Here is a 12,318-nt window from a genome sequence, read left to right on the forward strand (position 1 = left end):
TGCGGCCGCCACCGTGCGGCGCGCAACTCGCGCGCCGCCAAGCCCCGCTTACTTCCACAACGCGCAGCGCGATTCCTGCTTGGTCCCGAACGCCTGTTCGCCCGGAATCGTCGCGAGCACCTTGTAGTAATCCCACGGCTCCTTCGATTCAGCAGGCTTCTTCACTTCCATCAGGTACATGTCGTGGATCATGCTGCCGTCCGTGCGGATGTAGCCCTTCGCGTAGAAGTCGTTGATCTTGATCTTCTTCAGCTCGGCCATCACCTTGTCGGAATCGGTCGTGCCGGCAGCCTGGACCGCCTTCAGGTAGGTCGTCACCGACGAGTAGTCGGCCGCCTGCAGGCTCGACGGCATCTTCTTCATCTTGCCGAAGTAGCGTTGCGCCCACTGGCGCGACGCCGCATCGCGGTTCCAGTACCAGCTGTCGGTCAGCACGAGGCCCTGCGTCGTCTCGAGGCCGAGGCTGTGCACGTCGTCGATGAACATCAGCAGCGCGGCGAGCTTCATCGTCTTCGTGATGCCGAACTCCTTCGCGGCCTTGATCGAATTGATCGTGTCGCCGCCCGCGTTCGCGAGGCCGAGGATCTGCGCCTTCGACGCCTGCGCCTGCAGCAGGAACGACGAGAAATCCGACGCGGACAGCGGGTGACGCACCGCGCCGAGCACCTGCCCGCCGTTCGCCTTCACGACGTCCGACGTGTTCTTCTCGAGCGCCTTGCCGAACGCGTAGTCGGCGGTCAGGAAGAACCAGCTCTTGCCGCCCTGCTTCACCACCGCCGAACCGGTGCCCTTCGCGAGCGCCATCGTGTCGTATGCGTAGTGGACCGTGTACGGCGTGCACTGCTCGTTCGTCAGCGTGTCGGCGCCGGCGCCGATATTGATGTAGACCTTCTTCTTCTCGGCCGCGACCTGGTTCATCGACAGCGCGGTGGCGGAGTTCGTGCCGCCGACCAGCAGGTCGAGCCCGCCGCGGTCCATCCATTCGCGCGCCTTCGACGCGGCGATGTCGGCCTTGTTCTGGTGATCGGCATAGACGACCTCGATCGGCTTGCCGAGCACCTTGCCGCCGAAATCGGCGACCGCCATGCGGATCGCCTCGAGGCCGCCCTGCCCGTCGATGTCCGCGTAAAGCCCCGACATGTCGGTGATGAAGCCGATCTTCACGGTATCCGCGGCCTGCGCGGCGCCGGTGGTGAACGCGGCCGCCGCGAGCGCGAGACAGGCGTGTGCGAGGGTCTTCATTTTCATTGACGTCTCCTGTTGTTCTGATGCGTTGTGGTTGTTCGAAGCCGCCACGGCTAGCGGCGAAAGAGACGGGGCGGCGTCACACCCCGAGCAGGTCGTGCAGGGTCGGCATCTTGCTTTCCAGTTCGGCCGCCTGGAAATGTTCGACGATGCTGCCGTGCTCCATCACGTAGAACCGGTCGGCGAGCGGCGCCGCGAAGCGGAAATTCTGTTCGACCATCACGATCGTGTAGCCGCGCGCCTTCAGCGCGACGATCATCCGCGCCAGCGACTGCACGATCACCGGCGCGAGGCCTTCGGAGATCTCGTCGAGCAGCAGCAGGTTCGCGCCGGTGCGCAGGATCCGCGCGACCGCGAGCATCTGCTGCTCGCCGCCGGACAGCCGCGTGCCCTGGCTCTGCCGGCGCGACGCGAGGTTCGGGAACATCGTGTAGATCTCGTCGATCGACATCGCGTGATCGCGCGGGCCGATCGGCGGCGGCAGCATCAGGTTCTCCTCGCACGACAGGCTCGAGAAGATCCCGCGCTCCTCCGGGCAGTAGCCGACACCGAAATGCGCGATGCGGTGTGTCGCGAGGCCGATCGTCTCGTTGCCCGCGACCTTGATCGACCCGCTGCGGCGGCCCGTGAGGCCCATGATCGCGCGCAGCGTCGTCGTGCGGCCCGCGCCGTTGCGGCCGAGCAGCGTGACGACCTCGCCGCGATGCACCGTCAGGTCGACACCGTGCAATATGTGGGATTCCCCGTACCAGGCCTCCAGGCCCGTGATCTCCAGCGCGGGCGTACCGCTTTCGACGCCGCTCAATTCGCGTTCCTCCCGTTCGCTGTGCTTCATGCGTGCGCCCCCGCGAGCGCCGCGTCGGCGCTGCCCATGTAGGCCTCGATGACGAGCGGATTCTTCGACACTTCCGCATACGAGCCTTCGGCCAGCACCTCGCCGCGTTGCAGGACGGTGATCGTGTCGGAGATGCCCGCGATCACGTTCATGTTGTGCTCGACCATCAGGATCGTGCGGCCGCTCGCGACCTTCTTGATCAGTGCGGTCACGCGATCGACGTCCTCGTGGCCCATCCCTTGCGTGGGCTCGTCGAGCAGCATCAGCTCGGGCTCCATCGCGAGCGTGGTCGCGATCTCCAGCGCGCGCTTGCGGCCGTATGCGAGTTCGACGGTCGGCACCTGCGCGAAATCGGTGAGGCCGACCTGCGTGAGCAGATCCATCGCGCGGTCGTCGAGCCGCTTGAGCGTGCGTTCGCTGCGCCAGAAATGGAATTCGGTGCCGAGCGCGCGCTGCAGGCCGATGCGCACGTTCTGCAATGCGGTCAGGTGCGGAAAGACGGCCGAGATCTGGAACGAACGGATGATGCCGCGCCGCGCGACCTGCGCGGGCCGCTCGTCGGTGATGTCGATCCCGTTGAAGACGATCTGGCCGGCCGTCGGCGTCAGGAATTTGGTGAGGAGGTTGAAGCAGGTCGTCTTGCCTGCGCCGTTCGGTCCGATCAACGCATGGATCGCACCGCGACGCACACGCAGGTTCACGCCGTTGACGGCCGTGAAACCCCTGAATTCCTTGGTCAGTCCGCGTGTTTCCAGAATCGTGTCGCCGAGAATCATGTTCCCTTCCATACGAAGTCAGGCGAAGCACCGGGAAGATTCGCGCGAAGCGGCCGCGAAACACGTCAGCGGATGAGCAGGCTGCCCCGGGCGCCGTGTTACGCCTCGAGGGTGGTCTCCCGCGCCGACGCGTATGCACACTGCGCCACATTGTCTCGCCGTTGGTGCAGTGCAATCATCGGGATTTGCACTTATAGGGCTGGCCGCCATGTCGCGCGCGGTTGTGCTCGGTTTTTCGCCACGTTTTTTTGACACGTGCATCATCGACCGTTGCCTCTTCGCACGCGCGGCAGGCACGCAACAGGAAAGCCGTGCGGCTGCACGGCTTGCATGGATCTTGCCGGTGAAGCGACGCAATAGACACGATCGGCACCGGCAGCTTGTTTCGCATATCGAATCAGCGGGCGTCATCATGACGCCCCGCTGTCGTGCGTGTCAGCGTTCCGTCACGCGGCCGTCGCCGCGGGCTCCGTTCGCACCATCGTCGCTTCGCGCGCCGCGCGGCGATCGGCACGGATCATGTCGCTCGCGCGCTCGGCGATCATCAGCGTCGGCGAATTGGTATTGCCCGATGTAATGAAGGGCATCACCGACGCATCGACGATCCGCAGCCCGGCGATGCCGCGTACCCGCAGCCGGCTGTCGACGACCGCACGCTCGTCGTCGGCCCGCCCCATCCGGCAGGTGCCGACCGGGTGGAAGATCGTCGTGCCGACGGTGCCCGCCGCGTCGATCAGCTCGGCTTCGCTGCGGTACTGCGTGCCGGGCAGGATTTCCTCGGGCCGATAACGCGCGAGCGCCGGCGCGGACGCGATCCGGCGCGTGAGGCGCAGCGCGTTCGCGGCGACGTGGCGATCGTGGTCGGTCGACAGATAGTTCGGCGCGATTGCGGGTGCGACACCCGGATCGGCGCTCGCGACATGCACGCTGCCGCGCGACGTCGGCCGCAGATGGCACACGGACGCCGTAAATGCATTGAAGCTGTGCAGCGGCTCGCCGAAACGTTCGAGCGACAGCGGCTGCACGTGGTATTCGAGATCGGGGCGCGTGAGTGCCGGATCGTCGGGATCGGATTTCGCGAATGCGCCGAGCTGCGACGGCGCCATCGACATCGGCCCGCGCTGCAGCAACGCATATTCCGCGCCGATCATCAGCTTGCCCCACCAGTGCGCGGACAGCGTGTTGAGCGTGCGCACGCCTTCGACGCGAAACGCCATCCGCAATTGCAGGTGATCCTGCAGGTTTTCGCCGACGCCCGGCAGATCCTGCACGACGTCGATGCCGAGCGCCTGCAGCCGCCGGCCGTCGCCGATGCCCGACAGTTCGAGCAGCTGCGGCGAATTCACGGCGCCGGATGTCAGCAGCACCTCCGAGCGCGCCCGCGCAACGTAATCGGTGCCGCCGCCGCGATATTCGACGCCGACCGCGCGCCGCCCGTCGAAAATCACGCGCTGCGCGTGCGCGCCGGTGATCACGGTCAGGTTCGGGCGCGCCATCGCGGGCCGCAGGAACGCCTTCGACGTATTCCAGCGCACGCCGCGCTTCTGGTTCACCTCGAAATAACCGACCCCGGAATTGTCGCCGCGGTTGAAGTCGTCGGTTGCCGGGATGCCCGTCTGCTGCGCGGCCTGCGCGAACGATTCGAGGATCTCCCAGCGCAGCCGCTGCTTTTCGACGCGCCAGTAACCGCCCGCGCCGTGTGCGTCGCTCGCGCCCGCATGGTGGTCCTCGCTGCGCTTGAAGATCGGCAGCACGCTGTCCCACGACCAGCCGGCGTCGCCGGTTTCCTGCGCCCAGCTGTCGTAATCCTCGCGCTGGCCGCGCATGTAGATCATCCCGTTGATCGACGAGCAGCCGCCGAGCACGCGGCCGCGCGGATACGACAGCGCCCGGCCGTTGAGCGCCGCTTCGGGTTGGGTCTTGTACAGCCAGTCGGTGCGCGGGTTGCCGATGCAATACAGGTAGCCGACCGGGATGTGGATCCAGTGATAGTCGTCCTTGCCGCCTGCTTCGAGCAGCAGCACGCGGATGTCGGGATCCTCGGTCAGGCGGTTCGCGAGCACGCAGCCTGCGGTGCCCGCACCGACGATCACGTAGTCGAATTCGCCTTCGAGCGTGCGTGGAGTACTCACGGCGTGTCCCCTTCTTCGTTGTTGTGCGCCGCGCGGCGCGGTGCCGCGCGCATTTTCAGCATAGTGCGTCGCGGCCCGCGCTGGCGGCCGCGCGACACGACCGATGAAGCGTACTCCCGCCGCCGGCTGCCGATCCAATGAGTTATGCTGAACTGCGTTATAAGCCGCGCTCATATCACGACGATGGATCTCACCCTGCTCCGTGCGTTCGCGACGGTCGCACGCGAAGGCAACCTGACACGCGCCGCCGTGCAGCTGCACCTGACGCAGCCGGCCGTCAGCCTGCAGATCAAGCATCTGCAGGAAACGCTCGGCGTCACGCTGTTTACGCGCACGTCGCGCGGGCTCGCGCTCACGCGCGACGGCCAGACCCTGCTGCCGCATGCGGAACGCGCGCTCGCCGCGGCCGCCGACGTGCAGCGCGCCGCTGCTGCGCTGCGGCACGAGGTGCGCGGCCGGCTGCGGATCGGCACGATCCTCGATCCGGGCTTCCTGCGGCTCGGCGGCTTCCTGCGCGCACTCGTCGAAACCCATCCGCAGATCGAAACGGCGCTGCGGCACGGGATGTCGGGGTGGGTCATCGAACAGGTGCGCACGCAGGCGCTCGACGTCGGCTATTACATCGGCCGGCCGGGCGAGGACGATCCGCTCGACGGCGCACTGTTCCACACCGTCACGCTCACGCATTTCGAGTACCGCGTGCTCGCGCCGGCCGGCTGGAAGGAGCGCGTACAGCGCGTGAACGACTGGCGCTCGCTTGCCGCGCTGCCGTGGATCTGGACGCCGCCGGCATCCGCGCACCACCGGCTGCTGTCGCGGCGCTTCGCCGACGCCGGCGCGCAGCCGCTCAAGGTTGCCGAGGTCGACCAGGAGCAGTCGATGCTCGATCTCGTCAAATCGGGCATCGGATTGACGCTCGCGCGCGATTCGACCGCGCTGGCCGAAGCGCACGCGCATGCGCTGACGATCGTCGAACGCGTGACGGTGCCGACCGAGCTCACCTTCGTGACGCTCGCCGAGCGGCGCGACGAACCGGCGATCGCGGCGGCGCTGCGGCTGATCGAAGCGCAGTGGGCGATATGAGCGGTGCTGATGAAAGTGCGCGTGCCGGACGTCGGGCATCCCGCTGCCGGGCACGACACGCGTCATCGCGCCGCACCCCGCCCCCGCCGTCACGCCACCGTCTCCACGTTTTTGCTAGATTGTGCGTTCGCACACCGCGAGACCCCGATTGAAGGAGACCCGCATGGCCCGCAACATCGAGATCAAAGCCCGCGCCCGCGAATTCGACCAGCTGCGCGAACAGGCGGCCAAACTCGCGACCGAAGCGCCGCTCTTCTACCGCCAGCAGGATTTCTTCTATGACGTGCCGCGCGGCCGGCTGAAGCTGCGCCGCTTCGAGGACGGCACGCCGGCCGAACTGATCTTCTACCAGCGCGACGACCGCGACGGCCCGAAGGCGTCGTACTACACGCGCAGCCCGGTGACGAACCCCGACGCGATGCACGCGCTGCTCGCCACCGCGCTGACCACGCGCGGGATCGTGACGAAGGAACGGCACGTGTACCTGGCGGGCCGCACGCGCATCCATCTCGACCGCGTCGACGGCCTCGGCGATTTCATCGAACTGGAAGTCGTGCTCGGCCCCGACGACGACGAAGCAGGCGGCGAAGCCGAAGCGCACGACGTGTTCGCGAAGCTCGGCGTGTCGCCGGACGATCTCGTCGCGGTCGCATACGTCGACCTGCTGAACGCCGACACGCAGCACGAAGCGGCCTGATCCGGCCCCGCCCCGGGGCGGCGCAACCCGCGCCGCCTTCGGCCCTGCCGCGCCGTCGCCGCCCTGCCGCCGTGTCAGGCCGCGCCGGGCGCCAGGTGCGCGAGCGGCAGCGCGCCGTTGCGCTTGAAGGTCGTCAGCACGATGTTCGAGCGCACGCTGTCGACGCCCGGCACGCGCATCAGCTTCTTCATCACGAACTGCGACAGCGCGTTCAGGTCGGGTGCGACGATCCGCAGCAGGTAGTCCGCGTCGCCCACCACCGCATGGCATTCGAGCACTTCGGGCAGCACGTCGATCTGCTGCTGGAACTGCTCGATGATCGAATCGCCGTGGTGCTTGAGCTTGAGGCTTGTGAACGCGGTGACGCCGAGCCCGAGCTTTTCGGGCCGGAGCATCACGCGGTAGCCTTCGATCACGCCGGCCGCCTCGAGCCGCTGCAGCCGCCGGCCGATCTGCGACGGCGACAGCGGCACCTCCTCGCCGAGCTGCTGATGCGTCGCGCGGCCAAAGCGCTGCAGCACGTCCAGCAGCGCGAGATCGAAGTGATCGAGTTCCAGCATGAGCATTCTCCGCATTGATCCTTTGTTTGATGCGCGATTATTGCATCATCGTGCGAATTAACGCCAATATTGCGCCCATTCCGCGCGCAGCCCGCTCTACACTTGCATGGTTCACAACCGCCGCGTGCAGAGCCAGATCATGTCCACCGTCGTCACCGCGAAACTGCAGGAGCAGTTCGATGCGGGCCTCGAAACCCGCGCCGATTTCACCATCGACCAGCCGCTCGCGCGATACGGCCAGGTCGACCACGCGGTGTGGAAGCAGCTCTATGCACGCCAGTCGGCGCTGCTGCGCGGGCGCGCGTGCGACGCGTTCGTCGCGGGGCTCGGGAAGATCGACCTGCCGGCCGATCGCGTGCCGTCGTTCGCCGACGTGAACCGCCAGCTGAAGCCGGCAACGGGCTGGGAGATCGTCGCCGTGCCGGGCCTCGTGCCCGACCGCGTGTTCTTCGAGCATCTCGCGAACCGGCGCTTCCCGGTCACCTGGTGGATGCGCCGCCCCGACCAGCTCGACTACCTGCAGGAACCCGACTGCTTCCACGATCTCTTCGGCCACGTGCCGCTGCTGATCGACCCGGTGTTCGCCGACTACATGCAGGCGTACGGCCGCACCGCGCTCGCGGTCGCCGACGACGAAGCGGCGCTGGCGCGGCTCGCGCGACTCTACTGGTATACGGTGGAATTCGGGTTGATCCGCGATCCGCGCGGCACGAACGGCCTGTCGATCTACGGCGCCGGGATCGTGTCGAGCAAGGGCGAAAGCCTGTACAGCCTCGAAAGCGCGGCGCCGAACCGGCTCGGCTTCGACCTCGAGCGCGTGATGCGCACGAAGTACCGGATCGACACGTTCCAGAAGACCTACTTCGTGATCGACGATTTCGCGCAACTGTTCGCGCTCGCCGACGTCGACGGCCGCGCGCTGGCCGACCGGCTGGCGGCGCTGCCCGAGTTCGCGGCCGGCGCGGTGCTCGACACCGATCGCGTGCTGCATCGCGGCACCGGCGAAGGCTGGCCCGACGACGCCGACGCGTGACCCGCGAACGCGCCGATGGTCGCCGGATGGCCGTCCCCGGATGGCCGTCCCACAACTATGAAACAATGACCGGTGCCGGCTTCGTCGCGCGGCGCAGCCGCGCGCGGGCGCCGTTACCGAACGAGAGGTGCAAGATGATCCACAAGCTCACATCAGAAGAACGCAAGACCCGGCTCGAAGGCCTGCCGCTCTGGTCGGCCGTACCGGGCCGCGACGCGATCCAGCGCAGCCTGCGCTTCGCCGATTTCAACGAAGCCTTCGGCTTCATGACCCGCGTCGCGATCAAGGCGCAGGAAATGAACCACCATCCGGAATGGTTCAACGTGTACAACCGCGTCGACATCACGCTGTCGACCCACGACGCCGACGGCCTGACCGAACGCGACATCGAACTGGCGCTTTTCATCGACCTTGCCGGCGCGCACGCGAAACCGGCCGCCTGACACCTTCCCCTACCGCCGCGCGTCCTTTGATGCGCGGCGCGTCAACTTTTCATTTCGATGAACGTTTTCTAGGATGTAGTCAGCGAAAGCCTTCAGCTTTCCAAGCCATCCTTAAGGCGCACGTAAGTCTCGTACGCATTCCGTGCCTTGGGGTCCAAACCTTCCAGTTGCAGCGCGCCTTGGCGCTGTACAATCAGCAGCGCATACGGCTTGGAAAGCGCGCTGGCCTCTTCGCAGAGTTTGAGTTCGTCGCCGCTCGACGGCGAGCGGGCGCGCCAGAAATTGATCGCGGCTTCTAGGTCGTTGATCGAAATATCGGACATGATTGGATTTAATCGTTCGCTGGCCGCCATGCTTGATGTCAGGTGTCGCGGCACCCCTGTGGAAACGGCGTCGTGCTGTCCGCGTGCCTGAACCGCCAACCCATTGTACTTGAGCGAACTTCATGCGACTCCTTCTGATCGAAGACGACCGCCCCATCGCACGCGGTATCCAGAGCAGCCTCGAGCAGGCTGGCTTCACCGTCGACATGGTGCATGACGGCATCTTTGCCGAACAGGCGCTGGCACAGAATCGCCACGAACTCGTGATCCTCGACCTCGGCCTGCCGGGCATCGACGGGATGACGCTGCTCACGCGCTTCCGCCAGACCAACCGCCACACGCCCGTCATCGTGCTGACCGCACGCGACGAGCTGAACGACCGGATCCAGGGCCTGAACTCCGGCGCCGACGACTACATGCTCAAACCGTTCGAGCCGGCCGAGCTCGAAGCGCGCATCCGCGCGGTGATGCGCCGCAGCGGCCCGCACAGCGACATGCCGCGCCCGGAAGTGTCGCTCGGCGGCGTCCGCCTGTCGGGCGTCGATCGCCGCATCTTCAACGACGACAAGCCGCTCGAACTGTCGCCGCGTGAATTCGCGGTGCTCGAGATGCTGCTGCTGCGCCACGGCCGCGTCGTCAGCAAGGCCCAGCTGCAGGATCACCTCACGCACTTCGGCGGCGATCTCGGCGACACCGCGATCGAAGTCTACGTGCACCGCGTGCGCAAGAAACTCGAGCAGTGCCGCGTCGAAATCGTCACGGTGCGCGGCTTCGGCTACCTGCTGCAGGAAATCCGCCAGACGGCGAGCGTCTGAACGGCGGTGCGGCGCACCGGCCGGCCTGGCCCGCCGGCGCGCCCACCCTGCCCGCATCGCCGCCCGGCGTACGACCGCGCCGCTCCCCGTGAGCGGCGCTTATCCATTTGCCCGTCGAAATGTCACCTGATCCGGCTGTGACCACCAGCCTGCGCCGCTCGCTGCTTCGGCGCCTCGCCGCCCCGTTGTCGATGCTCGCACTGATGAGCGGCCTGATCGCCTACTGGCTCGCGTGGCAATACACGCAGCACGTGATCGACCGCTCGCTCGCCGATCTCGCGACCGCCATTTCCAAACAGATCCAGATCGCCGGCCCCGACGCGCCGTTTACGGTGCCGCCGCTCGCGCAGGCGATGTTCTCCGATCCCGCCGAAGCGCTGATCTACCGGATCAGCGACGGCGAACAGGAACTCGCCGGCGATCCGAAGCTGCCGCTGCGGGGCATCAACGTGCGCCGCATGCATCACGCGTACGTGTTCGAGGCCGAATACGACAATCGCGCGGTACGGGTCGCGCAGGTGCGCGTCGACAACGTCGAAGGCGGCAAGCCGATGGTCGTCGAGGTCGCGCAGCCGGTGCGGCACCGCTACCGGATCGCGGCCGAATTCCTCGTCGCGATCATGATGCCGCTGCTGCTGCTGCTGCTCGCGGGCTGGGGCATCGTGTGGCGCGTCGTCAACCAGCAGCTCGGCCCGCTCACGCATCTGGCCGATTCACTGAACCGGCAGACCCACACGTCGCTGGAACCGGTCGACGAAACCGAGGTGCCGCTGGAAATCCGGCCGCTGACGAGCGCGATGAACGCCCTGCTCGGCCGCCTGAAAACCGCGCTCGACGCGCAGCGCAAGTTCATCGCCGATGCCGCGCACCAGTTGCGCACGCCGCTCACGGCCGTGAAGCTGCACGCGGAGCAAGCGGCCGTTGCACGCGACCCGCACCAGACCTTCGCCGCGGTGCGCGAGCTGCGCGCGGCCGCCGACCGCGCGGTACGACTGTCGAACCAGTTGCTGTCGCTCGCGCGCGCGGAACCGGGCGAACAGGCCGCGCGGTTCGTCGACGTCGACCTCGCGGCGATGGCATTCGAGACGGGCGCCGAATGGGTGCCGCGCGCACTCGCGTCGCACGTCGACCTCGGCTTCCAGCGCACCGACGATCCGGGTGACGACGAGAAGCTGGTCGTGCGCGGCAACCCCGTGCTGTTGCGCGAGGTGATCGCGAACCTGCTCGACAATGCGCTGAAGTACGTGCCGCTCGCGCGGCCGGACGGTGCGCGGATCACGGTGAACGTCGCGCGCGGCGCGCTCGAGGGCGGCCAGCCGGCCGCCGAGATCGTCGTCGAGGACAACGGCCCCGGCGTGCCCGCCAACCAGCAGGCCGACCTGTTCAAGCGATTCTTCCGCGGCGACGCGCAAAACGGCAACGGCGTCGAGACGGGCGCCGGGCTCGGCCTCGCGATCGTGCACGACATCATCGCGATGCACGGCGGCACCGTATCGTACGAGGATGCGTCGGAAGGCGGCTCGCGCTTCGTGGTGAGGGTGCCGCTGGCTGCACGCACGGACAAGCCGGCCAGCGAAACCCCGGCCACCGCGTCGACGCACTGAGCGATTCGCGGCGGGCGGCCCCTGGCCGGGTCGCACGCCGGATGACGAAGGCGGAAAACCCGGCCGCATGATGCAGCAGCCGGGCGCTGAAACGGCAGCGGCAGCGCACGATGCGCCGCCGCCTGCGTCACTTCCTGTTTTTCTTGTCCTTCGAACGGGACTCGGACTTGCCGTCCTTCTTGTCCTTCTTCTTTTTCTTCTTCTTGCCGCCGTCGTCGGACGTCGCGAGCAGCGTGCCGCGGCACGACGATGCGCCGCAATGGCACGCGTATTCGCGCTTGAGCGACTTCGTCAGCTTCGCATCGATCACGAGGCCGTAGTCGTAGAACAGCTCCTCTTCCGGCCCGATGTCGCGCAGCGCGTGGATGTACACGCGGCCTTTGACTTCCTCGGCTTCGCAGTTCGGTGCGCACGAGTGGTTGATCCAGCGCGCGCTGTTGCCGTCGATCTTGCCGTCGATCACCCCGCCCTCGTCCAGTGCGAAGTAGAACGTATGGTTCGGTTCGCTCGGGTCGTGCGGATGGCGACGCAGCGCTTCCTTCCACGAAATTCGTTCGCCCTTGTATTCCACTACGCGCTCGCCGGCCTTGATCGGCGCCACGGCGAACACGCCCTTGCCGTGTACTCCCGAGCGGCGCACCGCGATCCTGCGTGAACTCATCGAACGAATCCTTGTGAAAACGACTTGAATGGGGCGGCCGCGATCGCGGCCTGGCGTCGCGCAAAACGAAAACGCGGCACCGGTCGGTGCCGCGTCGGGACATGCGGCGAA

At 67.0% G+C, this 12,318-nt stretch carries 13 protein-coding genes; 6 read left to right on the top strand and 7 right to left on the bottom strand.

The window, feature by feature from the left end:
* Positions 1–48: 48 nt before the first annotated feature.
* From E9536_RS33755 to E9536_RS33775, 4 genes are all read right to left on the bottom strand, one after another.
* Entirely contained in the window at positions 49–1,248 is a 1,200-nt protein-coding gene (locus E9536_RS33755; protein WP_027788720.1) for an ABC transporter substrate-binding protein, read from the bottom strand.
* Positions 1,249–1,324: 76 nt separating this feature from the next.
* Positions 1,325–2,080, bottom strand: coding sequence for an ABC transporter ATP-binding protein (locus E9536_RS33760; RefSeq protein WP_021160427.1), 756 nt, complete (start codon positions 2,078–2,080; stop codon positions 1,325–1,327).
* Positions 2,077–2,856 carry an ABC transporter ATP-binding protein gene (locus E9536_RS33765; protein ID WP_021160426.1) on the bottom strand — a complete coding sequence of 260 codons (780 nt, stop codon included), beginning with the start codon at positions 2,854–2,856 and terminating at the stop codon, positions 2,077–2,079. The genes E9536_RS33760 and E9536_RS33765 overlap by 4 nt, the downstream gene beginning before the upstream one ends.
* Positions 2,857–3,302: 446 nt before the next feature.
* The gene (locus tag E9536_RS33775) at positions 3,303–4,988 is read right to left on the bottom strand and encodes a GMC family oxidoreductase N-terminal domain-containing protein (protein ID WP_136472257.1); all 1,686 of its coding nucleotides are present in this window, start codon (positions 4,986–4,988) and stop codon (positions 3,303–3,305) included.
* Between the two features lie 183 nt (positions 4,989–5,171).
* Here E9536_RS33775 and E9536_RS33780 point away from each other — a divergent pair, with 183 nt between their 5' ends.
* A complete protein-coding gene (locus E9536_RS33780; RefSeq protein WP_059694483.1) occupies positions 5,172–6,071 on the top strand; it encodes a LysR family transcriptional regulator in 900 nt (299 codons plus the stop codon).
* Positions 6,072–6,234: 163 nt separating this feature from the next.
* Complete coding sequence (locus tag E9536_RS33785) at positions 6,235–6,768, top strand: class IV adenylate cyclase (RefSeq protein WP_027788723.1); 534 nt, start codon at positions 6,235–6,237, stop codon at positions 6,766–6,768.
* A 74-nt stretch (positions 6,769–6,842) separates the two neighbouring features.
* On the opposite strand, the gene E9536_RS33790 is transcribed toward E9536_RS33785, so the two are convergent.
* Positions 6,843–7,328 (bottom strand): Lrp/AsnC family transcriptional regulator, encoded by a 486-nt coding sequence (locus tag E9536_RS33790; protein WP_006408082.1) that lies wholly within the window; start codon positions 7,326–7,328, stop codon positions 6,843–6,845.
* A gap of 139 nt (positions 7,329–7,467) precedes the next feature.
* Here E9536_RS33790 and phhA point away from each other — a divergent pair, with 139 nt between their 5' ends.
* Both phhA and E9536_RS33800 read left to right on the top strand, forming a co-directional pair.
* Complete coding sequence (gene phhA / locus E9536_RS33795; RefSeq protein WP_059676020.1) at positions 7,468–8,361, top strand: phenylalanine 4-monooxygenase; 894 nt, start codon at positions 7,468–7,470, stop codon at positions 8,359–8,361.
* Between the two features lie 65 nt (positions 8,362–8,426).
* The gene (locus E9536_RS33800; protein ID WP_255221837.1) at positions 8,427–8,804 is read left to right on the top strand and encodes a 4a-hydroxytetrahydrobiopterin dehydratase; all 378 of its coding nucleotides are present in this window, start codon (positions 8,427–8,429) and stop codon (positions 8,802–8,804) included.
* Between the two features lie 92 nt (positions 8,805–8,896).
* On the opposite strand, the gene E9536_RS33805 is transcribed toward E9536_RS33800, so the two are convergent.
* Positions 8,897–9,127, bottom strand: a complete 231-nt coding sequence (locus tag E9536_RS33805; protein WP_021160419.1) for a DUF3717 domain-containing protein — start codon at positions 9,125–9,127, stop codon at positions 8,897–8,899.
* 122 nt (positions 9,128–9,249) lie between these two features.
* Here E9536_RS33805 and E9536_RS33810 point away from each other — a divergent pair, with 122 nt between their 5' ends.
* Together E9536_RS33810 and E9536_RS33815 are read left to right on the top strand one after the other, a co-directional pair.
* Positions 9,250–9,942: a response regulator transcription factor gene (locus tag E9536_RS33810; RefSeq protein ID WP_006401494.1), complete on the top strand. Its 693-nt coding sequence runs from the start codon at positions 9,250–9,252 to the stop codon at positions 9,940–9,942.
* Between the two features lie 119 nt (positions 9,943–10,061).
* Complete coding sequence (locus tag E9536_RS33815; protein WP_059694484.1) at positions 10,062–11,546, top strand: sensor histidine kinase; 1,485 nt, start codon at positions 10,062–10,064, stop codon at positions 11,544–11,546.
* A 127-nt stretch (positions 11,547–11,673) separates the two neighbouring features.
* Here the strand turns inward: E9536_RS33815 and E9536_RS33820 are convergent, their stop codons facing one another.
* On the bottom strand, positions 11,674–12,207 hold the full coding sequence (locus tag E9536_RS33820) for an SET domain-containing protein-lysine N-methyltransferase (RefSeq protein WP_027788727.1): 534 nt from the start codon (positions 12,205–12,207) through the stop codon (positions 11,674–11,676).
* Positions 12,208–12,318 lie beyond the last annotated feature (111 nt).

Source organism: Burkholderia sp. LS-044, from assembly GCF_004803625.1.
Lineage (GTDB): Bacteria > Pseudomonadota > Gammaproteobacteria > Burkholderiales > Burkholderiaceae > Burkholderia > Burkholderia cepacia.

Coding starts and splice junctions, on each gene's coding strand:
- E9536_RS33755 (WP_027788720.1), bottom strand. CDS start 1,248: ATGAAAATGAAGACCCTCGCACACGCCTGTCTCGCGCTCGCGGCGGCC.
- E9536_RS33760 (WP_021160427.1), bottom strand. CDS start 2,080: ATGAAGCACAGCGAACGGGAGGAACGCGAATTGAGCGGCGTCGAAAGC.
- E9536_RS33765 (WP_021160426.1), bottom strand. CDS start 2,856: ATGATTCTCGGCGACACGATTCTGGAAACACGCGGACTGACCAAGGAA.
- E9536_RS33780 (WP_059694483.1), top strand. CDS start 5,172: ATGGATCTCACCCTGCTCCGTGCGTTCGCGACGGTCGCACGCGAAGGC.
- E9536_RS33785 (WP_027788723.1), top strand. CDS start 6,235: ATGGCCCGCAACATCGAGATCAAAGCCCGCGCCCGCGAATTCGACCAG.
- E9536_RS33790 (WP_006408082.1), bottom strand. CDS start 7,328: ATGCTGGAACTCGATCACTTCGATCTCGCGCTGCTGGACGTGCTGCAG.
- phhA (WP_059676020.1), top strand. CDS start 7,468: ATGTCCACCGTCGTCACCGCGAAACTGCAGGAGCAGTTCGATGCGGGC.
- E9536_RS33800 (WP_255221837.1), top strand. CDS start 8,427: ATGACCGGTGCCGGCTTCGTCGCGCGGCGCAGCCGCGCGCGGGCGCCG.
- E9536_RS33805 (WP_021160419.1), bottom strand. CDS start 9,127: ATGTCCGATATTTCGATCAACGACCTAGAAGCCGCGATCAATTTCTGG.
- E9536_RS33810 (WP_006401494.1), top strand. CDS start 9,250: ATGCGACTCCTTCTGATCGAAGACGACCGCCCCATCGCACGCGGTATC.
- E9536_RS33815 (WP_059694484.1), top strand. CDS start 10,062: ATGTCACCTGATCCGGCTGTGACCACCAGCCTGCGCCGCTCGCTGCTT.
- E9536_RS33820 (WP_027788727.1), bottom strand. CDS start 12,207: ATGAGTTCACGCAGGATCGCGGTGCGCCGCTCGGGAGTACACGGCAAG.